Here is a 22,629-nt window from a genome sequence, read left to right on the forward strand (position 1 = left end):
CTGCGCTCAGACTCGGCTGCGCTTCTCCATCGCCTGCTGGTAGAGGCGACCCGCACGGTAGGACGAGCGGACCAGCGGGCCGGACATGACGCCGGAGTAGCCGATCTCCTCGGCCTCCTTCGCCAGCTCCACGAACTCGGCCGGCTTCACCCAGCGCTCGACGGGGTGGTGCCGCGGCGAGGGCCGCAGGTACTGGGTGATGGTGATGAGCTCGCAGCCGGCCTCGTGCAGGTCCTTCAGGGCCTGCGAGACCTCCTCGCGCTCCTCGCCCATGCCGAGGATCAGGTTCGACTTGGTCACCAGGCCGTAGGCACGGGCCTTGGTGATCACGTCGAGCGAGCGCTCGTAGCGGAAGCCGGGGCGGATCCGCTTGAAGATCCGCGGCACCGTCTCGACGTTGTGCGCGAAGACCTCGGGGCGGGAGGCGAAGACCTCCTCCAGCAGCTCCGGGACCGCGTTGAAGTCGGGGGCCAGCAGCTCGACCTTGGTGTGGCCGGACTCGCGGCCCGCCGTCTGCTGGTGGATCTGGCGCACGGTCTCCGCGTACAGCCAGGCGCCGCCGTCGGCCAGGTCGTCGCGCGCGACGCCGGTGATGGTGGCGTAGTTCAGGTCCATCGTGACCACGGACTCGCCGACGCGGCGCGGCTCGTCACGGTCCAGCGCCTCGGGCTTGCCCGTGTCGATCTGGCAGAAGTCACAGCGCCGGGTGCACTGGTCACCACCGATGAGGAAGGTGGCCTCGCGGTCCTCCCAGCATTCGTAAATGTTCGGACAACCGGCTTCCTGGCACACCGTGTGCAGTCCTTCGCCCTTCACCAGGGCCTGCATCTTGGTGTACTCGGGACCCATCTTCGCCCGGGTCTTGATCCACTCGGGCTTGCGCTCGATGGGGGTCTGGGCATTCCGGACCTCGAGGCGCAGCATCTTGCGTCCGTCGGGTGCGACTGCGGACACGACCGGCTCCCTGTGACTTCGATTGTTCGGGCGCCCACCAGGGTACGCCCGTAATTTCGTACGCTCTTACGTCGGCCAACCTGCGAGCGGCCGGACTCATTCCCGTGGGCTAGGAGCCCACGGCCGGCTCTGTCTCGCGGGGCCTCAGCTCCGCGTGCTCCAGTACGTCCTTCAGGTGCCGTTCGGCCACCGGAAGCACCTCGGCGATGGTGATCTCCCGGCCCAGTTCGTACGAGAGCGAGGTCACACCGGCGTCCCGGATCCCGCAGGGGATGATCCGGTCGAACCAGGTGCTGTCCGGGTTCACGTTGATCGCGAAGCCGTGCATCGTGACGCCCTTGGCGACCCGGATGCCGATGGCGGCGAGCTTGCGGTCCTCGCGGCGCTGGCCGGCGTTGGACGGGGCGTACTCGGGGCCGTTCAGCCGCGCGTCGAACTCCTCGTCGTGCAGCCGGGGGTCGAGCTCCAGCGAGAGGCCGCCGATCATGGGGCGCTCCTCGACGGGGTCGCCCAGGACCCAGACACCGGAGCGTCCTTCGACCCGGGTGGTCTCCAGGCCGAACTCGGCGGCGGTGCGGATCAGGGCCTCTTCGAGCCGGCGGACGTGGGCGACGACGTCCACGGGGCGGGGCAGCTTCATGATCGGGTAGCCGACCAGCTGGCCGGGGCCGTGCCAGGTGATCTTGCCGCCGCGGTCCACGTCGACGACGGGGGTGCCGTCGAGGGGGCGCTCACTGGGGTCGGTACGCCGGCCCGCCGTGTAGACCGGCAGGTGCTCCAGCAGCAGGCAGGTGTCCTCGATCTCGTCCGCGAAGCGGGCTGCGTGCACCCTGCGCTGTTCTTCCCAGGCCTGGGTGTACTCGACGGATTCCGGTCCGAAGCCCAGATGGACAAACCCAAGCTCAGCCACCGCAGCGCCTCCTCATTGAACCTGCTGTGTGCACGTACCTCACTGAGCAAGGGTACGGCGACCCGTGCGGGCCCCTTCAGGGCCCCTTCAGGGCCCCGGCACGGGCTCCGGCGGGGGCCCCGGCAGCTGCTTCGGCCGGCGCCGTCCCTTGAGCGGCCGGTCCGGGTCCTCGTCCGCGCGCGGCAGCCGCCGGTGGCCCTCCGAATGGTCGTTGACCCAGCCGCACACCCCGCACGCGTACCGGCCGTCGAGCCCCGCGATGTAGGTGCCGCAGCGCCGGCACTCCGCCTCCGTCAGTTCGGGCGGCGGCAGCGGAGCGGTGGATTCGGTTCGCTCCTCGGGGAGGTGCGCCCTGTGGGGCCGAGGGGTCATGGGCCGCAGCGTACGCGGGCGGAGGGGGCCGGTCCGTAAAGGGCCCTACGCATTCTGCACACGATCGGATGAATGTGGGGTAGAGAGGGCGGCATCGGCGAAGTTCGCCGCTACATTCACGCCGTTCACAGGGCCGGGACTCCGGTCCGTCACGTCAGGAAACCGTGGAGCCGATGACGGAACGACCTGCCCAGCGCGTCCCCAACCGGCAGCTCGCGGCGCTGATCGCGGAAGCCGGGTTCTCCAACGCCGGTCTCGCACGCCGCGTCGACCAGCTCGGCCTGGAGCACGGTCTCGACCTGCGGTACGACAAGACCTCCGTGACCCGATGGCTGCGCGGGCAGCAGCCCCGCGGGACCACCCCGGCGCTGATCGCCGAGGTCTTCACCCGCCGCCTCGGACGCCGGCTCTCCGCACAGGACCTGGGTCTGGACGCCTGCGCGCCCGTGTACGCGGGGCTGGAGTTCGCGGCCACCCCGGAGGAGGCCGTGGACATCGCGAGCGGGCTGTGGCGCAAGGACTCCGGTTCGCACGCCGAGCTCCGGAAGATCGCCTTCACCCCGGCCGGGCTGGTCGTGCCCAGCCGGGACTGGCTGATCGGGCGGGCCGACGAGCGGGTCGGCCGGGGCGCGGAACCCTCCGCGGCCCGCGTCCCGCTGCAGGGGCGGGGCTCGGTCCCCCGGCAGCGGCAGATCGACCGCGGCCCCGGGCAGCGCGTGACGAGCGGGGACATCGCGGCGCTGAGATCGGTGAGCGAGCTGTTCCGGACCCTGGACCAGGCCTACGGCGGCGGGCACGCCCGCCAGGCCCTGGTGCGCTACCTGGAGCACGAGGCCGAACCGATGCTCCGCGGGACCTACGGGGAGACCACCGGGAGGCGGCTGTTCGCGGCCGCCGCCGATCTGACCCGGCTCGCGGGCTGGACCTCGTACGACATCGCCGCGCACGGGCTCGCCCAGCGGTACTTCGTGCAGGCGCTACGGCTCGCGCAGGCTGCCGGGGACCGCCCCTACGGCTCGTACGTACTGGTCACCATGAGCCGGCAGGCGGTCTACCTCGGCCACGGCCGCGAGGCCGTGCAGCTCGCCCGGGTGGCCCAGCAGGGCGTCGGCTCCGGGCCGCCGCCCGTGGTGCAGGCGCTGCTCCACTCGGCGGAGGCACGCGGACACGCGGTGCTCGGCGAGGTCCGGGCGTCGACCGCCTCCCTGGTGCGGGCCGAGCGCGCGCTGGGCGCGGCCCGGCCGGGGGACGACGTTCCGCACTGGGCCCGGTTCTACGACGAGGCGCAGCTGGCGGACGAGTTCGGGCACTGCCACCGGGACCTCCAGCAGTACCGGGCCTCGGCGCAGCACGCGGAACGGTCCCTGCAGCTGCGGGGACCGGCGTACGCGCGCTCCCGGCTGTTCTGCCGGGTGGTGCTGGCCACGGCCCGGCTGGGGCTGGGCGAGCTGGACCAGGCGTGCGCACTGGGCGCGGAGGCGGCGCAGCAGGCGATGGAGATGCGGTCGGTGCGGGCGGTGGAGTACGTACGGGACTTCGAGCGGCGGCTGGAGCCGTACCGGGACGCCTCGGCCGTGCGGACCTACCGGGACCGGGTGGCCGCCCTGTCCTGAAGCGCCCGAGCCGTCCTGATGCGTCCTAATGCGTCCTGAGCCGTCCTGAAGCGCCCCGGGACATGCGGCAGGGGCCCGGTCCTGTGACGGGACCGGGCCCCTGTGTCGGACGTGGTTCTCAGGCTGCCACCGGAAGCGCGGGCTCCGGGGCGACCGGGAGCGGGATTCCGAAGTCGCGCAGGACGGCGCCGGCGGCACGCCGGGCCGAGTGCAGGGCCCCCTGGACGGTGTTGGTGTCGCGGTGGTCGCCGCACACGTACAGCCCGGCCAGTACCCGTACGGGACGCCCTGTGTCGTGCGGCGGGGGCATCGCGGGGACCGCCTCCGGGGTGTGGTGGACGGCCAGCAGGTCCCACTCGCGGGTGGGGGTGTCGTAGAGCCGGGCCAGCCGCGAGGCGACCGTGCGCGCGGGCGGCGGCGGACCGAGCACGGTGGTGGTGACCAGGCTCCGGCCGGCCGGTGCCCGGGTCGGGTCGACCGCGCTCATCACGGCCGTGTGGGAGACGGGCCACCTGGGGTCCCCGTCCAGGAGCAGCGAGCCGTCCCGGGTCAGGGGTGCGGTGGTGGCGTGGTGCAGGACGGCGACCTCGTGGAAGGCGGGCACGCGCAGGCCGGGCAGGAGCTCGGCGGCGGCGCGGGCCCCGGTGGCCAGGAGGACGGAACGGCAGCGGAAGTCGCCGTGCTCCTCGGTGGTGACCAGGTTGGTCGCCACCGACCGGACCCGGACCCCGGTCCGTACGGTGCCGGGGGGCAGGGCGGCGGCGAGCAGGCCGGGCAGGGCCGCCGCGCCGCCCTCGGGCACGGCGAGGCGGCCGCGGGCGAAGGTGCGCAGGGCGAGGTCGGCGACCCGGCTGGAGGTGGTGAGCTCCGGGTCGCGCAGCAGGGTGGCGAGCAGGGGGCGGAGCGCTCCGTTCAGGGTGCGTGCCGGCAGCCCGCGGGAACGCAGGGCGGCGTGCGCGGTGCGTTCGGGACGGGCGAGCAGCTTCTCCTCGGGCAGGGTGGCGAGCCGGCCGAGGGCGGCGCTGATCCGGGCCTGGTCGAGGGAGCCGCTGGCCAGGGCCCGGGCCGGGGTGAGGACCCCGACCCGCAGCTGTTTCCCGTCGGTGTGGACGAGGACGCCCGGTGTGAAGGGGCGCAGGGTCAGGGCCCGCAGGCCGGGGGTGCGTTCGAGCTCCGTGTACGAGGTGTTGAGCAGCTGGCCGATCCGGTCCAGCCGGAACCCGTCGGCGGACTCGGTGGCCATCCGCCCACCGGGGTCGTCCGCGGCTTCCAGGACGGTGACCGTGACTCCGGCTGCGATCAGGTGCTGCGCTGCCGCGAGTCCTGAGACTCCGGCTCCTACGATGACGACGTCCGCATGGTGTGCGGCATGGTGTGCGCTGCTGAGCACGTGCCCCTCCCCGAGGTCGGCGCGGCTGTGTGGGGATCCTCCTTCCCCCAACCGGTTAAAGGGGAACCCGAGTTCGGCGGGGTATTACGGTCAACTCCGGTCGCACAGCGGTCGCATGTGGGTCACGAACGGTCGCACGGTGGTCGCACGCGGATCTCAGAGCGCGGCGCGGATCGCCTGCTCGATGCCGGGGTCGCGGAAGACGAAGCCGGACTCCAGCAGCCGCGCGGGCCGGGCCCGCTGACTGCCCAGCACGTCCTCGGAGAACTCCCCCAGCACGACGCGCAGCGCCACGGCCGGTACGGGCAGCAGCGCGGGCCGGCGCAGCACCCGGGCCATGGCCTCGGTGACCTGGCGGTTGGTCAGCGGCTCCGGGGCGGTCAGGTTGACCGGGCCGGACAGGCCCGGGGTGTCGATGATGTGCCGCAGGGCCGCGATCTCGTCCCGGAGGGAGATGTACGACCAGTACTGGCGGCCGTTGCCGAGCCGGCCGCCGATGCCGGCACGGAAGATCGGGAACATCCGCCCCCAGGCCCCGCCCTCGCGGGCGACGACCAGTCCGGTACGGGCGAACGCGGTCCGGATCCCGGCCTCCTGGGCGGGGGCGGCGGCCGCCTCCCACTCCACGCAGACCGAGGGCAGGAACCCCCGCCCGGCCGGGGCGGTCTCGTCGACGGCCCGGTCACCGGTGTCCCCGTAGTAGCCGACGGCCGAACCGCTGACCAGGACGGCGGGCGGCTCGTCGAGGTCGGCGAGGGCCTGCGCGAGCGCGGCGGTGCCGAGCACCCGGCTGTCGCGGATCTCCCTCTTGTACGCGGCCGTCCACCGGTGGTCCCCGACCCCGGCCCCGGCCAGGTGCACGACGGCCCCGCAGCCGGCCAGCCCGGCAGGGTCCACGTACCCGCGCGCCGGATCCCATCGCGCCTCGTCCGCGCCGACGGGCTCCCGCCGCACGAACCGCACCACCTCGTGCCCGTCCGCCCGCAGGGACCGCACGAGTGCACTTCCGATGAGCCCGGTCGCCCCGGTGACAGCAATCCGCATGCCCCCATCCTGCCGGGTCGCTGCGCTTGCTCGGCCGGGTTTGGGGGTGCGCCGTCCGCGGACGTCACCACACGGCGCTCCGCGCCCGCGCCTCGATCGCCGACCCGGGCTGGGATCTTCAGCCCCGCCGGCGATTGAGGCGCGGGGTCCGGGGCGGAGCCCCGGGGCCGGGCGGAGCCCGGTTCAGGCGGTCGCGGTGCCGAGCCAGGTGCCGACCGCGTAGGTCACGGCCATGGCCAGGGCGCCGCCGGCCACATTGCGGGCGACCGCCCTCGGCAGCGGCGCCCCGCCCAGCCGCGCACTGATCACCCCGCACAGCGTCAGCGCCGCCAGCACCGCCACCACCGTCACCGGCACCCGCTGCGACGGCCCCGGCAGGATGATCGCCAGCAGCGGCAGCAGCGCCCCCACCGTGAAGGCGACGAGGCTGGCGAAGGCTGCGTGCCACGGGTTGGCGAGCTCGTCGGGGTTGATCCCGAGCTCCACCCGGGCATGGGCCCGCAACGCGTCCCGCTCCGTCAGCTGCTCGGCGGCCTCCCGCGCCACGTCCCGGCTGAGCCCCCGCCCGGCGAGCAGGTCGGTGAGTTCGTCGAGCTCCGCCTCCGGCTCCTCGGCCAGTTCCCGGCGTTCCAGGTCGAGCGCCGCCCGTTCGGAGTCCCGCTGGGAGCTGACGGAGACGTACTCCCCCGCCGCCATCGACAGCGAGCCCGCCAGCAGCCCGGCGACGCCCGCCGCCAGGATCGCCGAGCGCGAGGTGGTGGCCCCCGCCATACCGACCACCAGGCCCGCGGTGGAGATGATCCCGTCGTTGGCACCGAGCACACCCGCGCGCAGCCAGTTGAGCCGCGTGCTGATCTCCGCGCTCTGCGAGCCGTCGCCCTCGCCGTGTGCCTCGATGTGCGCCTTGCCGGGCCGTTTCCCCGCGCCTTCGCTTGCCGTCACGCCCCCCACTGTCGCGGCCCGGGGCGTACGAGGCCACCCGGCGGGCCGGTCCGGGGTGCGCGGGCCCGGCGCCCGTACCAGGGTGGAGGGGTGAGACGGCGACGTCAGGAGGCGGGCTGGCTGCGCGGCGAGCCACCGCCGCGCTGGGCCCGGATCGCGCCCGCGGCGGCCCTGGTCGTGCTGGTCCTGGCCCAGGCGGTCACCCCCGGCGCGGAGCTCGGGTTCTTCCTGGCCGGTCTGCCCCCGGTGGCCGCCTTCGCGTACGGGGCGGCCGGGACCGCGGCCTTCGCCGGCATCGTCCTCCTGCTGCTGGGGGTCCACTCGCTCGGTGTCGCCAACGCCCGGGGCACGGACCTGGCCACGGTGGCCGCCGTCGGCGTGCTCAGCGTGGTGATCGCCTGGGTCCGCCAGCGCCGGGACGCGCAGCTGGTCAGCGTCCGGACGGTGGCGGAGGCGGCCCAGCTCGCGGTCCTCCCACCGGTGCCGGAACGGGTGGGTCCGGTGCGCTGCTCGGGCCTCTACCGGGCGGCGCAGCACGGCACGCTGGTCGGCGGCGACCTGTACGACGTACGGGCCGGGCCGTACGGGGTGCGGGCGCTGGTCGGGGACGTGCAGGGGCATGGGCTGGCGGCGGTCGGCACGGTGGCGGCGCTGCTCGGGGCCTTCCGCGAGGCCGTGATCGACGACGCCGGACTCGGTGCGGTCGCGGCTCGGCTGGACCGGCGGCTGGTGGCGGACGCGGCGGCCGCGTCGGTCGAGCATCCGGAGCTGTTCGCCACGGCCGTGCTGCTGGAATTCCCTCCCGGGCTGGATGTCGTACGGATCGTGTCGTGCGGGCATCCGTCGGCCCTGCGGGTCCGCGGATCGGTGGTGGAGGAGGTGCTCGTCGAGCCGGGGCCGCCCCTGGGCCTGGGGCTCGCCGGTCCGACCCCGCCGGTGGCGACGGAGCTGGCGGTGCGCCCCGGGGACCAGCTGCTGCTGCACACCGACGGCGTGACGGAGGCCCGCGACGCGACGGGGCACTTCTACCCGCTGGCCGCCCGGGTCCCCGTACTGGCGCGGGACCCGGCGGGCCTGGTCGGGGCGGTGTGGCGGGACCTCGCGGACTTCACGAAAGGCGGCCCGAACGACGACGTGGCCCTGCTGCTGCTCTCCCTGGACGGACGGGAACCGGCGGCGTAGGCCGTGCCGGGCGGTTCCGGCCGGCCGGCCGCGCCCGGCCGGCCGGAACCCCCTGTCATGCGGTGAGTGACCGCCGCACCGGTCACGACCGGCGCCTACGACTCCATGATGAACGCGCGCACCATCTTGCAGGTGACATTCGACGGCCGGTGGATCCCCGTCCGGACGGCCATCGTCCGGATCTTCCGGTTGGTGGCACGGCGGGCGTCGTACGTCCCCGAGTCGAGCAGGGATATCGCCAGCCGCATCGCCTTCAGACGGCGGTTGTGGCTCTCGTACCACTCGCGGGGCAGCCCCGCCGGCAGCGGCTTCTTCTTGACGTGCTGGACGGTGGTGGCAGTGGCCATCTACAGCCTCCCAAACGGTAGTTGGCGTCCTGTCGTTCTTCCTCGATTTTACCGGGGACCACTGACAAAAGCCCCTGGCCAGACCGACCCTGGGTAGGGTTGCCGCCATGGAGATCTGGATCAATCCCGCCTGTTCCAAGTGCCGCAGCGCCCTGACCCTGCTGGACGCGGAGGGCGCCGATTACACGGTGCGCCGCTACCTGGAGGACGTGCCCTCCGAGGACGAGATCCGCGAGGTGCTGGGCCGTCTCGGGCTGGAGCCGTGGGACATCACGCGCACCTCGGACCCGCTGGCCAAGGAGACCGGCGTACGGGACCTGCCGCGTGAGGAGACCGACGCGGCGCGCGGGCTCTGGATCGCCCACCTGGCCGCTCACCCGAAGCTCATCCAGCGCCCGATCATCACCGCCGAGGACGGCACGGCCGTGGTCGGCCGCTCCGAGGAGGCCGTCCGCGAGGCCCTGTCCCGCAAGGGCTAGAACACGCGCCGGGCGATCTCCGCGGCGGCCGTCAGCGGCAGCGCGTGGTGCGGGACCCCGGGCAGTACGCCGACACGCGCGCCCGGCAGCGCCCCGCGCGCTGCCCGGGCCGCACGGCCGGAGTCGTGGCAGCGGGCGAGCCCGGCGAAGAGGACGTCGACCTGCGGGCCCGCGCCCGTGAGCTGCGCGAGTCCGGCCAGGTCCGGGCGCGGCCCGGTGACCGGCCGGACGGCGGGGAAGCCGGCGCTCTCCTCCTGCAGCCGCAGCCAGGCCGGATCGAGCGCGGCCCCTCGGGTCTCCCAGGCGAGGAAGGAGCGGATCCGCTCCGGGGTGGGCCGCACCAGCATGGGCAGCGCGCGCAGGACGTAGCCCGGGCGCAGTCCCGCGAAGACCTGAGTCGGGTCAAGCAGCACCAGGCGGCCGAGCCGGGCCGGGCGCCGGGCGGCGTAGTGGGCGGCGATCCAGGCCCCGTACGAGTGCCCGGCGAGGGTCACCGGCCCGTGCGAACCCAGCCCGTCGAGGACCGCATCGAGGACCGCATCGAGCCAGCCGACCAGGTCTCCGGCGGTCCGGATCGCCCGGTCGGGCGCCGGAACGCTGAGCCCCGGGTCCCCCACCAGGTCCACGGCGTGCACCCGGTGGGCGCGGGCCGCCCCGGCGGCCACGCAGGCGCCCCATACGGTGGAAGTGGACCCGCCACCGGGCAGCAGCACCAGCGGCGGCGCGTCGGCCGGGCCGCAGCGGTTGACGCGGGTGACCCCGTACGGGGTGGTCAGGTCGACGGCCTCGACGGGTCCGGGCCACCGGCCGAGCACCGCGTCGTAGGCGGCGCGGAAGGAAGACGTCCGGGACATGTGCCGCTCCGATCCCTCGTCCAATGCCTCAGCCGGTTCCTCATGCATGCCTCATCGAATATCTCGCCAGACGATAATCTCGCCCAGCGAGAGATTCCGCCAGGGGGCGATATGAACGGCGACAGAAACCCGGACCACCGGGAACCCGAGAACGAGCAACCCGAGAACGAGGAGCCCCAGAACGAGGAGCCCGACAACCTCCGACTGGTGCACCTGCTCCGCGCGGTGACCGTCGAGTTCGGCCTGCGCCAGGCCGAGTTCGCCGCCCGCAACGGCATGCACCCCACCGACGTACGCGCCCTGATCTGCCTGCTCGACGCGGCCCGCGCGGGCGAACCGGCCACCGCGGGCCTGCTCGGCGCCCGGCTCGGCCTCAACTCCGCCGGCACCACCGCCGTGATCGACCGGCTCGAACGGCTCGGCCACGTGGCACGGATCCGCGACGACCACGACCGGCGCCGGATCCTGCTGCGCGTGGAGCCGGCGGCGATCCGTCTGGGCAAGGAGTTCTTCGGGCCGCTGATCGACGGGGTGCTCCAGGTGCTCGACTCCTTCGACCCCGCCGAACGGGAGACCGTGCGCCGCTTCCTGACGGCCACCCACGCCGTCTTCGCATCGGAGCCGCGCCCATGACCACCCCCGACCAGGGGCCCGGCGGCGGTGCCGGCCTGCACCTGGAACTCCCCGCCGAGGGCGCCCGGCGGACCGCCCTCGCCCAGGCCCTGCGCAGCGCCGTGCGCAGCGGCCGGCTGGCCGGCGGGACCCGGCTGCCGCCGTACCGGACGCTGGCCGCCGACCTCGGGCTGGCCCGCAACGCCGTCGCCGACGCGTACGCCGAGCTGGTCGCCGAGGGCTGGTTCACGGCCCGGCAGGGCTCCGGCACCCGGGTCGCCGAGGGGGTCGCAACCGCCGGCGCACCGGCCGCCCCGGCCGGGCCCGCGCCCGACCGGCCCCGCCACGACCTGCTCCAGGGCAAGCCCGACCCCGCCTCCTTCCCGCGCGCCGCCTGGGCCGCCAGCGCCCGCCGGGCTCTGGCCGAGGCACCCACCGAGGCCTTCGGGCCCGGCGATCCGCAGGGCCGCCCCGAACTGCGGCGGGCCCTGGCCGACTACCTCTCCCGCGCGCGGGGCGTGCGCTGCGGCCCCGAGAACATCGTGATCTGCTCCGGCTTCGCCAACGGACTGCGGCTCCTGTCGTCCGTCCGGCCCCGGGACTGGGCCGTCGAGGCGTACGGGCTGCCCTTCCACCACGGCATCCTCCAAGCCGCCGGGGTCCGCCCGCACCCCGTCCCGGTCGACGAGGACGGCGCCCTGCTGGGGGTAGCTCCCGGCCGGAGGCTGGGGGAGGAACTCCCCTCCCGGGCCAGTACGTTGCTGCTCACACCGGCGCACCAGTTCCCGACGGGCGGCCGCCTGCTGCCCGCACGGCGGGCCGCCGCCGTGGAATGGGCCCGCGGCACCGGTGGCGTGATCGTGGAGGACGACTACGACGGGGAGTTCCGCTACGACCGCAAACCGGTCGGCGCGCTGCAGGGGCTGGCCCCCGAACACGTGGTGTACGCGGGCTCGCTGAGCAAGAGCCTCTCCCCCGCGCTGCGCCTGGGCTGGCTGGTCCTCCCCGACCAGCTGCGCGATCAGGTGCTGGCCGCGAAGGGGCTGCGGGAGTCCTGGGCGAGCACGCTGGACCAGCTGGCGCTGGCCGACTTCATCGAGTGCGGGGCGTACGACCGCCACGTGCGCCGGATGCGCCTGCGCTACCGGGACCGCCGCGACCAGCTGGTCGCCGTAATGGCGGCACGCGCCCCGGAGGTCCGGGTGACGGGCATCTCGGCCGGCCTGCACGCCGTACTGGAACTCCCCCCGGGCCGGGAATCCCCCGCGCTCGCGGCGGCCCACGCCGCGGGCCTGGCCCTGGACGGCCTGTCGTCCTACCAGCACCCGGCCGACCCGGCCCCACCCCGCGAGGGCCTGGTGGTCGGCTACGCGGCACCCCCGGACTCGGCGTTCACCCGGGCACTCGCAACCTTGGCGGGGGTGGTGAGCGGGTCGAGGTGAGGGGATGCGGTGCCGGGCGGGTGGGGTCGGGGGGCGGGAGCCGGGCGGGGTCGGGGAGGCGGGGCGGGGGCTTCGGGCGGCGGGAGCCGGTTGGGCGGCATCAGACGAAGTGCGGCGGTGGCTCCGGAAGGCGGGATCTGCCCGACCGGCTCCCCCTCTTCATCCCGCCCCCACCCCCCACCCCCTAGGGTGACCAGGGTGACAAAGAGGATGTATCGGACAGAAGACCCAAGGACCCGAGGACCCGAGGATCCGTTGTGAACGAGGATGTCAACGAGGAGCAGCAGCCACACGGCCAGGCGGCCCGGTCGGCCCTCCCCGCCGGGGCGGGCTCACGACCCGGGCGGCGGGGGGCCGACTGGATGTTCGGCGGGGTGTACGGGACCGTTCTGGCCAGTGCGCTGTTGGCCGCGCTGCACCAGAAGGGGGAGGAGTTCACCCCGTACTACGACGCCAGCTGGGTGCTCGTGACGGCCGCGACCGCCGGGCTCGCGCACGGGTACTCGCACCACATGGCCTCCGACCGCCAGGACTCCGCCGGGCACCGGTGGCGGATGCTGGGCCTGGCGCTGTGGAACGAGTGGCCGCTGATCGTGGCCGCCCTGCCCACCGTCCTGCTGCTGGTCGCCGCCGGTGTCTTCGACTGGGACGCCTACGCGGTGACCGCCGTCGGGCTGGGGGTGAACACCGCCCTGCTGTTCGCCTGGGGTGCGCTCGTCGCGCTCCGCGTGGGCTACCGGCTCGGCTCCGCCCTGGCGATCGGCATGGCGGACGCCACCATCGGCCTGGCCATCATCGTGGCGAACGCGGTGATCAAGTAGGGAGCTGTGCCTCCGCCTCGGCCAGGATCTCCGTCAGCCGGGCCCCGAACTCCGCCCCGCGCGGGTCCGGCACCCCCGTCCGGGCCGCGGTGAGCAGCGCGTCCAGGGCACGTCCGTAGGCGCCCGGTACGTCGCTCCAGCCGGGCAGTTCGTGCACGCCCTCGGTGCCGCGCAGTTCGAGGCCCACTCCGGCGGCCGCGCGCGGCGCGCCCAGGCTGAGCACGGCGGTGCTGGCCGCGCCGGAGGTGTGCCGGAGTGCCAGTTGGACCACGTCGGAGGGGCCCCGGGTGGCGCTGATCGCGGTGACCTCGCCGAGCACCGGGATCAGGACGGACAGGGCGTGCGGGCCGACGTCCCACAGTCCGCCCTTGGCCTTGCGCCAGGGCGAGTCGGCGTAGGCGCTGGGCGTTCCGTCGGGCGGGAAGACGGCGCCGAGCCAGTGGGCCGCTGCCGTGAACCAGCCGGAGCGTGCGGCCTGTTCCTCGACCCAGCCCGCGGTGGGCTCGGCGAAGCGCAGGGTGAGGAAGACCACGGAGGCGACCTGGTGGCGCGTGACCGCTTCGGCGACGGCGCGGGCGTCCTCCACGGTGGTGGCGACGGGCTTGTCGAGGAGCAGGTGGCATCCGGCGGCGGCGGCGCGGACGGCCATGGCGGCCTGTACGTCGGGCGGCAGGGCGAAGGCGACGGCGTCACACTCGGCGAACAGCTCGTCGGGGTCTTCGTACACCTTCACGCCGTACTCGTGCGCCAGCTCGGCCGCGGCCTCGGGCCGGCGGCCCCACACGCCGGCGAAGTCGGAGCCGGCGTGCGCGGCGAGGGCGGGGGCGTGGGTGCGGTGGGCCCAGGGGCCGGTGCCCAGCAGCCCGACCCGGGGGCGGCGGCCTGCGGGGGCCTGATCGGCGGCACCTTCGGCGACACGTTCGGCGACACGTCCGGCGGCGCTCTCGACGGGGCCCTCGGCGGAGTTCAAATCAGACGAAATGCTCACGTGGTCAGTCTGCCCCACCCGGACGGGCGCGCCACCACCAACCCGCACAACCCACCCGACCTGCGGTGCAAACCTCGGTAACACGGGGTTCACACACGGGCAACGGAAGAGAAATCGCGGGCGGGCACGCTGCGGTCATCACCGCAGCGATGAAACAGCGACCAGCAGCACCCGCAGAGTCTGAGGATGGGGCCCGTGAGCTACAAGGCTGAGTACATCTGGATCGACGGCACCGAGCCGACGGCGAAGCTTCGCTCCAAGACGAAGATCATCGGGGACGGCGACGCGCTGCCGATCTGGGGCTTCGACGGATCGAGCACGAACCAGGCCGAGGGCCACGCGTCCGACCGCGTGCTCAACCCGGTCTTCTCCTGCCCGGACCCGATCCGCGGCGGCGACAACGTCCTCGTCCTGTGCGAGGTCCTGAACATCGACATGACCCCGCACGAGTCGAACACCCGCGCGCTGCTGCGTCCGGTCGCCGAGAAGTTCGCCGCGCAGGAGCCGATCTTCGGCATCGAGCAGGAGTACACCTTCTTCGACGGCACCCGTCCGCTCGGCTTCCCCGTGAACGGCTTCCCGGCCGCGCAGGGCGGCTACTACTGCGGTGTCGGCTCCGACGAGATCTTCGGCCGCGAGATCGTCGAGAAGCACCTGGACCACTGCCTCGCGGCGGGCCTGAGCATCTCCGGCATCAACGCCGAGGTCATGCCCGGCCAGTGGGAGTTCCAGGTCGGCCCCGTCGGTCCGCTGGAGGTCTCGGACCAGCTGTGGATCGCGCGCTGGCTGCTCTACCGCACCGCCGAGGACTTCAACGTCTCCGCGACGCTGAACCCGAAGCCGGTCAAGGGCGACTGGAACGGCGCGGGCGCGCACACCAACTTCTCCACGAAGGCGATGCGCGAGGACTACCGCGCGATCATCTCCGCGTGCGACGCGCTGGGCGAGGGCAGCAAGCCGCTCGACCACGTGAAGAACTACGGCGCCGGCATCGACGAGCGCCTGACGGGTCTGCACGAGACCGCCCCGTGGAACGAGTTCAGCTACGGCGTCTCGGACCGCGGCGCCTCGGTCCGTATCCCGTGGCAGGTGGAGAAGGACGGCAAGGGCTACATCGAGGACCGCCGTCCGAACGCGAACGTGGACCCGTACGTGGTGACCCGTCTCATCACGGACACCTGCTGCGCCGGCCTGGAGAAGGACGGCCTGGTCTGACGACCGGGTTCAGGACCGGCACCGGGTCCCGCACCCGGTCCGGCACCGCCGGGACCGCACCCGGCCGATGACCACTGACAGCGCCCGCCGCGCCCCCATGGGGCCGGCGGGCGTTGTCAGTGGCGTGTGGCACGGTGTGGCCATGTTGGCGATCAAGATCCAGACGGAGCGCGGCGAGTCCTACGAACGCCCCGCGCTCGGCGTGCTGTCCGAACTCGTGGAGCGCATCGGCGCGGACGGGGACCGCTTCGTCATCGTCGAGCGGCTCGTCGAGGAGCCGGACGTCTACATCCAGGTCTGGCACGACGAGGGCGACGACTACCAGTTGGAGCACCGTGACGGGTCCGCGGAGCGGCACTTCCAGGTGCATCTGCCCGCGGCGGCCGAGGTGGTGGAGGTCATGGCGCGCTGGGCCCGCCAGGAGAAGGGCTGGGACGTCGGTCCGAGTTGGCAGCGGCTGCGTCTCCCCTGAGGCCCGCAGGAGTTGGCTTTTGTCCCGGATTGACAGGGGGGGTGGGCTCGATATATGAGATTTCCATCCACGGGGTGAGACGGGACCTGCCCCGGAGACATGACTTCTGCTTGAATGGGGCCATGGCCAGCCATTCGCACACCTCGTCAGGTCGCAGCGACCTCGAGCCTTTCTGGCCGTCCCGTCAGGATCACGATTACGACCGGGAGTGTTGCCGCGCGAAGAACGCGCCGGCCCTCTAAAGCCTCCGGGATCACCCACCTGACCTTCCCCGAGGCCTTCGGTCTGCGCGGTATCGACATCGACGACGTACGCACGTCTCCTGCCGACCACTCCGCGTGAAAGAGCTGACCACTCATGGCGAACACCCGCTCACTTTCTTCCGCCGCCACCGCTGCGACCTCTCCCCTGACGTATCCGCCCAGTCCGCGCCACCGGCTCCGTTCCGTTGACCGAGACGAAGTGGCCCGAGTCGTGGACCTCCTGCCGCCGGGGGCCACCTGGCTGCCCGCGCCCCAGCACACCCTGCCGGCGCTGCCGGGTCAGCCGCCGATGATCGGCTACCTGGTGCTCGTACCGGCCGACCAGCAGCCTCCGATCGCCTTCGCCCCGCAGGCGGTGGCCGCCGCCGTGCAGCCGGCTCCCGCCGCCGCTCCGGCCGGACCGGGGGACGGCCTGGTGCGGATCGACTCGGCGCAGCGCACCGCCGAGGTCGACGGCCAGGTGCTCGACCTGACGTACCTGGAGTTCGAGCTGCTGGCCCACCTGGTGCAGCACCCGCACCGGGTGCACAGCCGGGACCAGCTGGTCACCACGGTCTGGGGCTACGGGCACGTCGGCGACGGCCGGACCGTGGACGTCCACATCGCCCGTCTGCGCCGCAAGCTGGGCGCCTCCCACCGCGCCGCGATCCAGACGGTGCGCCGGGTCGGTTACAAGTACGCGCCTTGAGTCGGCGGTTGACCTGACGGCGGTGGGCCCGTACTCCCCTGGGGAGTACGGGCCCACCTCGTTCGTGACGGCCGTGCGGCCCTGCGGCGATGCGGCTACGCGGCCTTGGCCCGGCGGCCGGCGACGAAGCCCAGCAGGACGTCGACCGCGAGGAAGACGACCAGGCTGATCCCGAGCAGCGGGACGAACCAGCCGATCACGGCGGTCACCGCGGCCAGCGGCAGCACCGCGGTCACCGGGAGCTTGCGCCAGGCGCCGCGCGGCTGTGCACGGCCGACGGACAGCTTGCGGTCCTTCGTCGGCCGCCGCAGCCACCACATGCGGTAGCCCCAGAAGACGAGGAACATCACGGCGACGGCGAGCGCGGCCAGCGCGATCTGGTTGGCGAGCCCGAAGGTCGTACCCATGTGCAGGTCGATGCCGAAGCGGGTCATCTGGGCGAGGACCGGGTAGTCGGCGAAGCGCAGTTCGTCCATGACGCGGGCGTCCGCGGGGTCGACGGCGACCGAGTCCAGGTGCACCGGCACCAGCTTGTCCTGCTCCTTGATGACGTACCCCTTGCCCTTGGCGGGCAGGGTCACGCGGAGCGCCTCGGTGACGCCTGCGGCCCGGGCGGCGTCCACGGCCTTGTCGATGCCGACGTCGGTGGTGGGTGCGGGCGGCGGGGCCATCTGCGTGCCGTCGGGCATGGTGTGCCCGGCGTGCTCGTCGGAGCCGGCGTCCGCCCCGGCGCTGAGCTGCGCGGAGACGGCGGGGGTGGCCCCGCCGAGGCTGTCCTGGAGCTGCCCGATGTTCTCGCCGGCGTACTTCGACCAGGTCAGGCCGGTGGCGGAGAGTACGACGAGTCCGGCGACGGCCCACAGGCCGACGGCTCCGTGCCAGGACAGGGTGCGGCGGCGGCCGGTGGCCTTGCGGTCCGGGAGGACCAGCTGTGACCTGCGCTTGCGGCGGCGGCCGAGCCACAGGGCGAGTCCGCCGAGCGCGACCACCCACATCCAGCTCGCGGCGAGCTCGCTGTAGTTCCGGCCGAACTCGCCGAGCTGGAGGCTGGAGTGGAACTCGCTCAGCCAGGCCCGCAGCGGCAGCGCGTCGCCGGCGGTGGCGAGCTGCCCGCGCACCTCGGCCGTATACGGGTCGACGAAGACGGTGAGGGTCTCGCCCTCGGGGAGGCCCGGGCTCTCCATGATCACCCGGGTGGTGGCCTCGGTGTCGGGGGCGGGCCACACGGACACGACCTCGCCCTCGGGGGCGGCCCCCTTGGCCGCGTCGATCTGGGCGCTGAGCGGCAGGGCGCTCTCGCCGACGCGGGCGACGGTCAGCTCGTCGGAGTAGATGATCTTCTCGGCCTGCCAGGAGGCGGCGTAGAGCAGCCCGGTGGCGGCGGCGAGGAAGATCAGCGGGGCGACGAGCAGCCCCGCGTAGAAGTGCATGCGCAGGAGGAGCGGCCGTACGGCCGCCCAGCTGCCGCCGCGGTTCCTGGCCGTGCCGGCCGGTTCGGCGTCCGGGGTGCGGACGTCTTGAACCTCGTCAAGAGACATGGGGATCCTAGGTGTTGGCGAAGACATGGGGAGCAGACCCCAGGTCTCGCCGCTTCGCCGGATCAGGCGTGGGCAGGCCGGCCGGGGGCCGTGGAACGCGGGAGCGGAGTGCGTCCTGGCGGCCCGCGGCGCACCACGGCGTGGGCGTGGACGGCTCCGCGCAGGCGGCGCGGCCGTTCGTACGGGGCGGGGAAGACGGGCGGGGCCGGTACGGCGGCCGCCCGTGCCCGGACCAGGGCGAGCGCGCGGGCGAGCGGCCGGGCCGCGTGCAGCGGCGCGGTGGCCAGGACGCGGGCCAGCCGGAAGACGGCGGCCTCGCCGCGCGCGAGCCAGGCGGCGCAGAGCAGCCCGGCGAGCACGTGGGCGGCGATCATCGCGGCGCCGCCGTGACCGGCCAGGCCGGCCATGTCGGCCATGTCGGCCAGGCCCGTGGTGCCTGCCATCCCTGCGGTGCCCGCCATGTGAGCCATGTCGGCCACGTCGGCCGTGCCGGGGGCTTCGGCGGCCATCGTGCCCGCGTCCGCGGCCGACAGGGGGTGGTGGCCGTGCAGCGGGGCGGGAGCGGCGAACGGCTTGGCGCCCGTACTCCCCGAGAAGACGAGGTGGAGCACGCCCTGTACGGAGAGCACCGCGGCGGTGATGCCCACGGGGCCCCGCCGCCGCCCGGCGGCGAGCCATCCGAACCCGCAGGTCACCCCGAAAGCACCCAGAAGGCCGAAGAAGGGGATATCCGTTCCGGACATGGACGAATGCCCTGTCGCGCCCAGGGCGACACACATCGCCGCGAATATTGCGGCTCGCGTGGCGCGCATCGGCGCGAATGATTCGAACATGGCCGGGACATGTTCGCACGGGGTGCCTTGGTTCCCGCCAGAGGCTTATCCGATCATGAGCAGATGAATCCAATTCCGTGGGGAGCGGTGTACGCCGGCGGGGTGCAGTTCGGGGCCTACGCCCTGGAGCGCACCGGGGCGGCCGAGCGGGAGCGGCTGCTCCGGGACTGCTCGACGAATGTCGACAATCTCGCCGCCGGGCGCTGGGAGACGCTGCTGAGCAGTGCCCTCGTCGTCGAGGAGCCCATGCCCCTGCCGTACGCGCTCCTGCTGGTCGCGGTCCTCGGATACGCCGAGTACGCGTACGGCGCCTGGTGGACGGCCGCGGTGTTCCTGTTCGGGCACGCCGCGGCGACCCTCCTCGTCTACGGCGCCCTGCGCGGGAGGGCCGATCCGCGGACGCGGCGCGCGGTGGACGTGGGGACGAGCTACGGGTTCAACGCCGTGCTCGGCTCGCTGACCTCGGCCCTGCCGCGCGGGGCGGTCCGTGCGGCCGCGCGGGTGGGGCTGCTGGCGCTCGCGGCGGCGCCGGTGGTCCGGCGCGGGCGGACCTTCACGGACGCCGGGCACCTGGCCGCGCTCGGGGTGGGCATAGGGGTCTCGCTGGCCCTCGATTGCCTTTCCGGGGCGAAACATCAGAAAATTACATGAACCACACCCAGCAGGAGCTGCCACGATGACCGCCACCCCGTCCACCACCGTCGCCAACCTCCGCGACCTCGGCGGCACCCCGCTCCCCGGCGGCCGCACCGTCCGCCCCGGCCTGGTCCTGCGCTCCGGCCAGCTCGACCGGCTCGACCTCGACGCCGACCCGGTGGTGGCCGGGCTGGGCCTGCGCACCGTCATCGACTTCCGCGCCGCCGCCGAGCGCGCCGACCACCCCGACCGGATACCCGCCGGGGCCCGGGTCCTGGTCGGCGACGTCCTCGCCGACAAGCTGAACTCCGCCCAGGTGCCCGCCGCGCAGCTGAAGGACCTGCTGTCCGACCCGGCCGTGGCCGAGAAGCACCTGGGCGGCGGGCGGGCGCAGGCGCTGTTCGCCGACACCTACCGGTCCTTCGTGAACTCCGGCTCCGCGCAGGCCGCGTACCGGATGCTGCTCACCGAGGCCGCCGACGCCGGCTCGGGCCCGCTGCTGTTCCACTGCACGGCCGGCAAGGACCGGACCGGCTGGGGCGCGACGGTCATCCTGGCGCTGCTGGGTGCGGACGACGAGACGCTGATGGCCGAATACCTGTCCGTCAATCCGGCGGTCAAGCACGCCTTCGCCCCGATGATCGAGGGCTTCACGGCGGCCGGCGGCAACCCGGACATCGCGCTCGCGCTGATCGGCGTCTTCCCCTCCTACCTGCGGGCGGCGCTGGACGAGGTCGAGACGCGGTACGGCTCCATGGAGAAGTACGTGAGTGAGGGGCTCGGTGTCGCCGACGAGACGGTCGAGGCGCTGCGCGCCCGTCTGGTGGTCTGACCCAGCGCCCCGCCCCCCGCCCCCCTGCCCCCGCACCCCGGGACCGCGCCCCACACCCCGGGCCGGGGGCCGGGACCGGTGACCATCCGACGATTCGCTCGTTCTGCTGAACGTGACTGCGCCGGATACCGCCACCCGCCCCATGCCTCCCGTGCCGCCGGACGTCGAGCAGGCCGAGGCCGCCATCGTCGAGCACTACCCCCGGCTGGTGCGGCTCGCCTATCTGGCGCTGCCGCCCGCCCTCGGCCGCAACCGGCGGGTGCTCACCGCCCACTCGCTGGTCCAGCGGGCGCTGCCGCGCGGGCGCCGGGACTCGGCGGCGGCCGCGGCCGCCGTGCGGGGCGGGGTTCCGGGCCAGCGGGACGGGGCGGAGGACTCCGGGTACGCGTACGTCCGGCTGCGCGTGCTGCGCGCCGCGCTGGAGGCGGGGATCCCGCTGACCTTCCGGGCGCTGCCGCGGCGCGCGCAGCTCCCGCCGGTGCTCCCCCAGGTGTGGGGGCTGCGGCTGTTCCCCCGCTCGGGCGGGGCCGAGGAGCTCGCCCTCGACCAGTGGCTGGCCACCCTCGACGGGGCGGGCCGGGCCGCCTGCGTGCTGCGGGCCCTGGAACGGCTGTCCGAGCCGGAGGTGCTCCGGGTGCTCGACGAGGCCGGGGTCCCGGATCCGGCCGCCGCGGTCGCGGAGTCCGGGGATCCGGCGAACGACGCCCTGTTCGCCTCCCCCGAGTTCGACCCGTGCGTGCTGCAGGCCCGGCCCACCGACCTGCTGCGGCGGCGCCGTCTCGGGCGGGCCGCGCTGGCCGCCGGGGCCGCCCTCGCCGTGTGCGGGGCGCTGCTCGCGCTGCCCGGCGGGGGCTGGGGCTCGGACGGGGCCGCCGCCCCGCTGTACGCGCGCAACGCCGCGGCCGAGCAGGCCCTGGATCCCGCGAAGCTGGTCCGGGCCTCGCCCGCCCTCTGGCCTACGTCGTCGCGTACGGACTTCTCCACCTGGCCCGCCCGCGGCGACCGGGCCGGCGACACGGAGCTGCTGCGCCGGGCGCTGGCCGTGTGGGCCCGGCCCGGCCCCTCGGTGGTCACCTCGGCCACCCCGGGCACGCCCGCCGGGCCGCCGATGGGGCCGGCGCAGCTGCTGTTCGCGGGCGCCGTGGACCAGGCCGTCGTGGTCCTGATGTACGACGGCCTGCGCGTGGTCCGCTACGCCGAACCGCGGACCGGGACGGCGGGCGCCGCCCTCGACTTCGCCCGGACCGACGGCGCCTCGGCGGAGACCGCCACCGCGCTGGTGCTCAGCCGGGTCGACGGCAACGTCCGCTATCTCACGGCGCCCTGGGTCACCGGCACGGCCCTGCGGGACCTGCTCAAGCCCGCCGCGCCCGTGGTGGCGCTGAAGCCGTCCCCGGACGGGGTGACCCCGCCGGTGGCGGGCCCGGCGGGCAGCTGTACGAGCTGGAACGCGCTGGCTCTGACGGGCGACGGCGCCACCCGGCTGATCACCGACCTCGGTGAACTGACGCCGGCCCGGCTGACGTCGGGTGCGCCGGGTGCCGAGCGCGATGTGACGGAGGCCGCGGAGCTCGGGGACTGGTCGAGGATCGTCTGTCTGCTGCCGGCGGTCCGCTCGCACGGGGTCCGTACGGTCAACGCGTGGACGTACGCGAAGCAGCCGCTGCCGGAGGGCGGCGGGACGGCGGCCTGGCTCTGCACCCGTGCCGAGACCTGGCAGGGGGCGGCCGACCGGGTGCAGGCGCAGTTCCTGGCCCCGGGTGCCCCGATGGCGGCGCAGGCGGCCCGCTCGGAGGGGTCGGCGGCCTGCGGGCCGCGGGAGCCGCGGGTGCTGGCGGGCGTGCTGTGGAAGTCGCGGGCCGGCCAGTGGTACGTGCTGGCGGCGGGCAGTGCGCAGTTCGCCTCGCTGTCGGTGTCGGGCGGCGGGGTGAGCGGGTCGGCGAACGGCAACCGGCTGGCGGTGAAGGCGCCGGCGGGTGCGCAGGTGGATCTGTCGGGCAAGTTGACGGACGGGACGAAGGCGGGCGTGCTGCGGTAGGACCTTGCGGGTGGACCTTGCGGGTGGGTGAAGCTTCAACCGTCAGAAACCGTCGGGCAGTTGGCGGGATCCGGACATGACGGTCGCCATGGGCACATGGCATGATCGGATTCCGGTTACCAAGCGGTAACCCTCAACACCCCTCCCCCACCTGAAGGTCACCC

General features: G+C 74.1%; 23 protein-coding genes. 12 read left to right on the top strand and 11 right to left on the bottom strand.

Annotated features, from left to right (window positions below; translation table 11 throughout):
- Positions 1 to 6: 6 nt before the first annotated feature.
- The 3 genes from lipA to ACFY04_RS01935 all read right to left on the bottom strand — a co-directional run bounded on the left by lipA (position 7) and on the right by ACFY04_RS01935 (position 2,236).
- The gene (gene lipA / locus ACFY04_RS01925; RefSeq protein WP_030010915.1) at positions 7 to 954 is read right to left on the bottom strand and encodes a lipoyl synthase; all 948 of its coding nucleotides are present in this window, start codon (positions 952 to 954) and stop codon (positions 7 to 9) included.
- A 109-nt stretch (positions 955 to 1,063) separates the two neighbouring features.
- Complete coding sequence (lipB, locus tag ACFY04_RS01930; protein WP_389113737.1) at positions 1,064 to 1,864, bottom strand: lipoyl(octanoyl) transferase LipB; 801 nt, start codon at positions 1,862 to 1,864, stop codon at positions 1,064 to 1,066.
- A gap of 87 nt (positions 1,865 to 1,951) precedes the next feature.
- Positions 1,952 to 2,236 carry a hypothetical protein gene (locus tag ACFY04_RS01935; RefSeq protein ID WP_389113738.1) on the bottom strand — a complete coding sequence of 95 codons (285 nt, stop codon included), beginning with the start codon at positions 2,234 to 2,236 and terminating at the stop codon, positions 1,952 to 1,954.
- A 173-nt stretch (positions 2,237 to 2,409) separates the two neighbouring features.
- Here ACFY04_RS01935 and ACFY04_RS01940 point away from each other — a divergent pair, with 173 nt between their 5' ends.
- A complete protein-coding gene (locus ACFY04_RS01940; RefSeq protein ID WP_389113739.1) occupies positions 2,410 to 3,849 on the top strand; it encodes a regulator in 1,440 nt (479 codons plus the stop codon).
- A 118-nt stretch (positions 3,850 to 3,967) separates the two neighbouring features.
- Here ACFY04_RS01940 and ACFY04_RS01945 read toward each other — a convergent pair whose 3' ends face one another.
- From ACFY04_RS01945 to ACFY04_RS01955, 3 genes are all read right to left on the bottom strand, one after another.
- Positions 3,968 to 5,239 carry an NAD(P)/FAD-dependent oxidoreductase gene (locus ACFY04_RS01945; RefSeq protein WP_389113740.1) on the bottom strand — a complete coding sequence of 424 codons (1,272 nt, stop codon included), beginning with the start codon at positions 5,237 to 5,239 and terminating at the stop codon, positions 3,968 to 3,970.
- A 156-nt stretch (positions 5,240 to 5,395) separates the two neighbouring features.
- Positions 5,396 to 6,283 (bottom strand): TIGR01777 family oxidoreductase, encoded by an 888-nt coding sequence (locus ACFY04_RS01950; RefSeq protein ID WP_389113741.1) that lies wholly within the window; start codon positions 6,281 to 6,283, stop codon positions 5,396 to 5,398.
- A 183-nt stretch (positions 6,284 to 6,466) separates the two neighbouring features.
- On the bottom strand, positions 6,467 to 7,180 hold the full coding sequence (locus ACFY04_RS01955) for a VIT family protein (RefSeq protein WP_389113913.1): 714 nt from the start codon (positions 7,178 to 7,180) through the stop codon (positions 6,467 to 6,469).
- Between the two features lie 135 nt (positions 7,181 to 7,315).
- Here ACFY04_RS01955 and ACFY04_RS01960 point away from each other — a divergent pair, with 135 nt between their 5' ends.
- Positions 7,316 to 8,407 (top strand): PP2C family protein-serine/threonine phosphatase, encoded by a 1,092-nt coding sequence (locus ACFY04_RS01960; RefSeq protein WP_389113742.1) that lies wholly within the window; start codon positions 7,316 to 7,318, stop codon positions 8,405 to 8,407.
- Between the two features lie 95 nt (positions 8,408 to 8,502).
- On the opposite strand, the gene ACFY04_RS01965 is transcribed toward ACFY04_RS01960, so the two are convergent.
- Positions 8,503 to 8,754 carry a hypothetical protein gene (locus ACFY04_RS01965; RefSeq protein ID WP_030012991.1) on the bottom strand — a complete coding sequence of 84 codons (252 nt, stop codon included), beginning with the start codon at positions 8,752 to 8,754 and terminating at the stop codon, positions 8,503 to 8,505.
- Between the two features lie 107 nt (positions 8,755 to 8,861).
- Between ACFY04_RS01965 and ACFY04_RS01970 the strand changes: the two genes are divergently transcribed.
- A complete protein-coding gene (locus ACFY04_RS01970) occupies positions 8,862 to 9,233 on the top strand; it encodes an ArsC/Spx/MgsR family protein (RefSeq protein WP_030012990.1) in 372 nt (123 codons plus the stop codon).
- Here the strand turns inward: ACFY04_RS01970 and ACFY04_RS01975 are convergent.
- Positions 9,230 to 10,087 (bottom strand): alpha/beta fold hydrolase, encoded by an 858-nt coding sequence (locus tag ACFY04_RS01975; protein ID WP_389113743.1) that lies wholly within the window; start codon positions 10,085 to 10,087, stop codon positions 9,230 to 9,232. The genes ACFY04_RS01970 and ACFY04_RS01975 overlap by 4 nt on opposite strands.
- Positions 10,088 to 10,198: 111 nt before the next feature.
- Here ACFY04_RS01975 and ACFY04_RS01980 point away from each other — a divergent pair, with 111 nt between their 5' ends.
- The 3 genes from ACFY04_RS01980 to ACFY04_RS01990 all read left to right on the top strand — a co-directional run bounded on the left by ACFY04_RS01980 (position 10,199) and on the right by ACFY04_RS01990 (position 12,962).
- Entirely contained in the window at positions 10,199 to 10,720 is a 522-nt protein-coding gene (locus ACFY04_RS01980) for a MarR family winged helix-turn-helix transcriptional regulator (RefSeq protein WP_389113744.1), read from the top strand.
- On the top strand, positions 10,717 to 12,141 hold the full coding sequence (locus ACFY04_RS01985) for a PLP-dependent aminotransferase family protein (RefSeq protein ID WP_389113745.1): 1,425 nt from the start codon (positions 10,717 to 10,719) through the stop codon (positions 12,139 to 12,141). The genes ACFY04_RS01980 and ACFY04_RS01985 overlap by 4 nt, the downstream gene beginning before the upstream one ends.
- Positions 12,142 to 12,398: 257 nt before the next feature.
- Positions 12,399 to 12,962, top strand: a complete 564-nt coding sequence (locus ACFY04_RS01990) for a hypothetical protein (protein WP_389113746.1) — start codon at positions 12,399 to 12,401, stop codon at positions 12,960 to 12,962.
- Here ACFY04_RS01990 and ACFY04_RS01995 read toward each other — a convergent pair.
- Positions 12,955 to 13,824: a Gfo/Idh/MocA family protein gene (locus tag ACFY04_RS01995; protein WP_389113914.1), complete on the bottom strand. Its 870-nt coding sequence runs from the start codon at positions 13,822 to 13,824 to the stop codon at positions 12,955 to 12,957. The two genes, ACFY04_RS01990 and ACFY04_RS01995, sit on opposite strands and share 8 nt — an antisense overlap.
- Before the next feature lie 321 nt (positions 13,825 to 14,145).
- Between ACFY04_RS01995 and glnII the strand changes: the two genes are divergently transcribed.
- The 3 genes from glnII (at position 14,146) to ACFY04_RS02010 (ending at position 16,588) form a co-directional block, all read left to right on the top strand.
- Positions 14,146 to 15,165 (top strand): glutamine synthetase, encoded by a 1,020-nt coding sequence (glnII, locus tag ACFY04_RS02000; protein ID WP_389113747.1) that lies wholly within the window; start codon positions 14,146 to 14,148, stop codon positions 15,163 to 15,165.
- A 142-nt stretch (positions 15,166 to 15,307) separates the two neighbouring features.
- Positions 15,308 to 15,637 (top strand): hypothetical protein, encoded by a 330-nt coding sequence (locus ACFY04_RS02005; protein ID WP_389113748.1) that lies wholly within the window; start codon positions 15,308 to 15,310, stop codon positions 15,635 to 15,637.
- Positions 15,638 to 15,994: 357 nt separating this feature from the next.
- Positions 15,995 to 16,588: a winged helix-turn-helix domain-containing protein gene (locus tag ACFY04_RS02010; protein ID WP_389113749.1), complete on the top strand. Its 594-nt coding sequence runs from the start codon at positions 15,995 to 15,997 to the stop codon at positions 16,586 to 16,588.
- Between the two features lie 95 nt (positions 16,589 to 16,683).
- On the opposite strand, the gene ACFY04_RS02015 is transcribed toward ACFY04_RS02010, so the two are convergent.
- Both ACFY04_RS02015 and ACFY04_RS02020 read right to left on the bottom strand, forming a co-directional pair.
- Entirely contained in the window at positions 16,684 to 18,126 is a 1,443-nt protein-coding gene (locus ACFY04_RS02015) for a PepSY-associated TM helix domain-containing protein (RefSeq protein ID WP_389113750.1), read from the bottom strand.
- Positions 18,127 to 18,188: 62 nt separating this feature from the next.
- Positions 18,189 to 18,869, bottom strand: a complete 681-nt coding sequence (locus ACFY04_RS02020) for a hypothetical protein (RefSeq protein WP_389113751.1) — start codon at positions 18,867 to 18,869, stop codon at positions 18,189 to 18,191.
- Positions 18,870 to 19,022: 153 nt separating this feature from the next.
- On the opposite strand from ACFY04_RS02020, the gene ACFY04_RS02025 reads away from it, so the two are divergent.
- The 3 genes from ACFY04_RS02025 to ACFY04_RS02035 all read left to right on the top strand — a co-directional run bounded on the left by ACFY04_RS02025 (position 19,023) and on the right by ACFY04_RS02035 (position 22,465).
- Positions 19,023 to 19,610 (top strand): rhomboid-like protein, encoded by a 588-nt coding sequence (locus ACFY04_RS02025; protein WP_389113752.1) that lies wholly within the window; start codon positions 19,023 to 19,025, stop codon positions 19,608 to 19,610.
- 25 nt (positions 19,611 to 19,635) lie between these two features.
- On the top strand, positions 19,636 to 20,427 hold the full coding sequence (locus tag ACFY04_RS02030; protein WP_389113753.1) for a tyrosine-protein phosphatase: 792 nt from the start codon (positions 19,636 to 19,638) through the stop codon (positions 20,425 to 20,427).
- 112 nt (positions 20,428 to 20,539) lie between these two features.
- The gene (locus tag ACFY04_RS02035) at positions 20,540 to 22,465 is read left to right on the top strand and encodes a hypothetical protein (protein ID WP_389113754.1); all 1,926 of its coding nucleotides are present in this window, start codon (positions 20,540 to 20,542) and stop codon (positions 22,463 to 22,465) included.
- The last annotated feature ends 164 nt before the right edge of the window (positions 22,466 to 22,629 follow it).

It is taken from the genome of Streptomyces sp. NPDC001549, assembly GCF_042894025.1.
In the GTDB taxonomy this organism is placed as follows: Bacteria; Actinomycetota; Actinomycetes; order Streptomycetales; family Streptomycetaceae; genus Streptomyces; species Streptomyces kutzneri.

Coding starts and splice junctions, on each gene's coding strand:
- ACFY04_RS01935 (WP_389113738.1), bottom strand. CDS start 2,236: ATGACCCCTCGGCCCCACAGGGCGCACCTCCCCGAGGAGCGAACCGAA.
- ACFY04_RS01940 (WP_389113739.1), top strand. CDS start 2,410: ATGACGGAACGACCTGCCCAGCGCGTCCCCAACCGGCAGCTCGCGGCG.
- ACFY04_RS01950 (WP_389113741.1), bottom strand. CDS start 6,283: ATGCGGATTGCTGTCACCGGGGCGACCGGGCTCATCGGAAGTGCACTC.
- ACFY04_RS01965 (WP_030012991.1), bottom strand. CDS start 8,754: ATGGCCACTGCCACCACCGTCCAGCACGTCAAGAAGAAGCCGCTGCCG.
- ACFY04_RS01970 (WP_030012990.1), top strand. CDS start 8,862: ATGGAGATCTGGATCAATCCCGCCTGTTCCAAGTGCCGCAGCGCCCTG.
- ACFY04_RS01975 (WP_389113743.1), bottom strand. CDS start 10,087: ATGTCCCGGACGTCTTCCTTCCGCGCCGCCTACGACGCGGTGCTCGGC.
- ACFY04_RS01980 (WP_389113744.1), top strand. CDS start 10,199: ATGAACGGCGACAGAAACCCGGACCACCGGGAACCCGAGAACGAGCAA.
- ACFY04_RS01985 (WP_389113745.1), top strand. CDS start 10,717: ATGACCACCCCCGACCAGGGGCCCGGCGGCGGTGCCGGCCTGCACCTG.
- ACFY04_RS02005 (WP_389113748.1), top strand. CDS start 15,308: ATGTTGGCGATCAAGATCCAGACGGAGCGCGGCGAGTCCTACGAACGC.
- ACFY04_RS02010 (WP_389113749.1), top strand. CDS start 15,995: ATGGCGAACACCCGCTCACTTTCTTCCGCCGCCACCGCTGCGACCTCT.
- ACFY04_RS02015 (WP_389113750.1), bottom strand. CDS start 18,126: ATGTCTCTTGACGAGGTTCAAGACGTCCGCACCCCGGACGCCGAACCG.
- ACFY04_RS02020 (WP_389113751.1), bottom strand. CDS start 18,869: ATGTCCGGAACGGATATCCCCTTCTTCGGCCTTCTGGGTGCTTTCGGG.
- ACFY04_RS02025 (WP_389113752.1), top strand. CDS start 19,023: ATGAATCCAATTCCGTGGGGAGCGGTGTACGCCGGCGGGGTGCAGTTC.
- ACFY04_RS02030 (WP_389113753.1), top strand. CDS start 19,636: ATGACCGCCACCCCGTCCACCACCGTCGCCAACCTCCGCGACCTCGGC.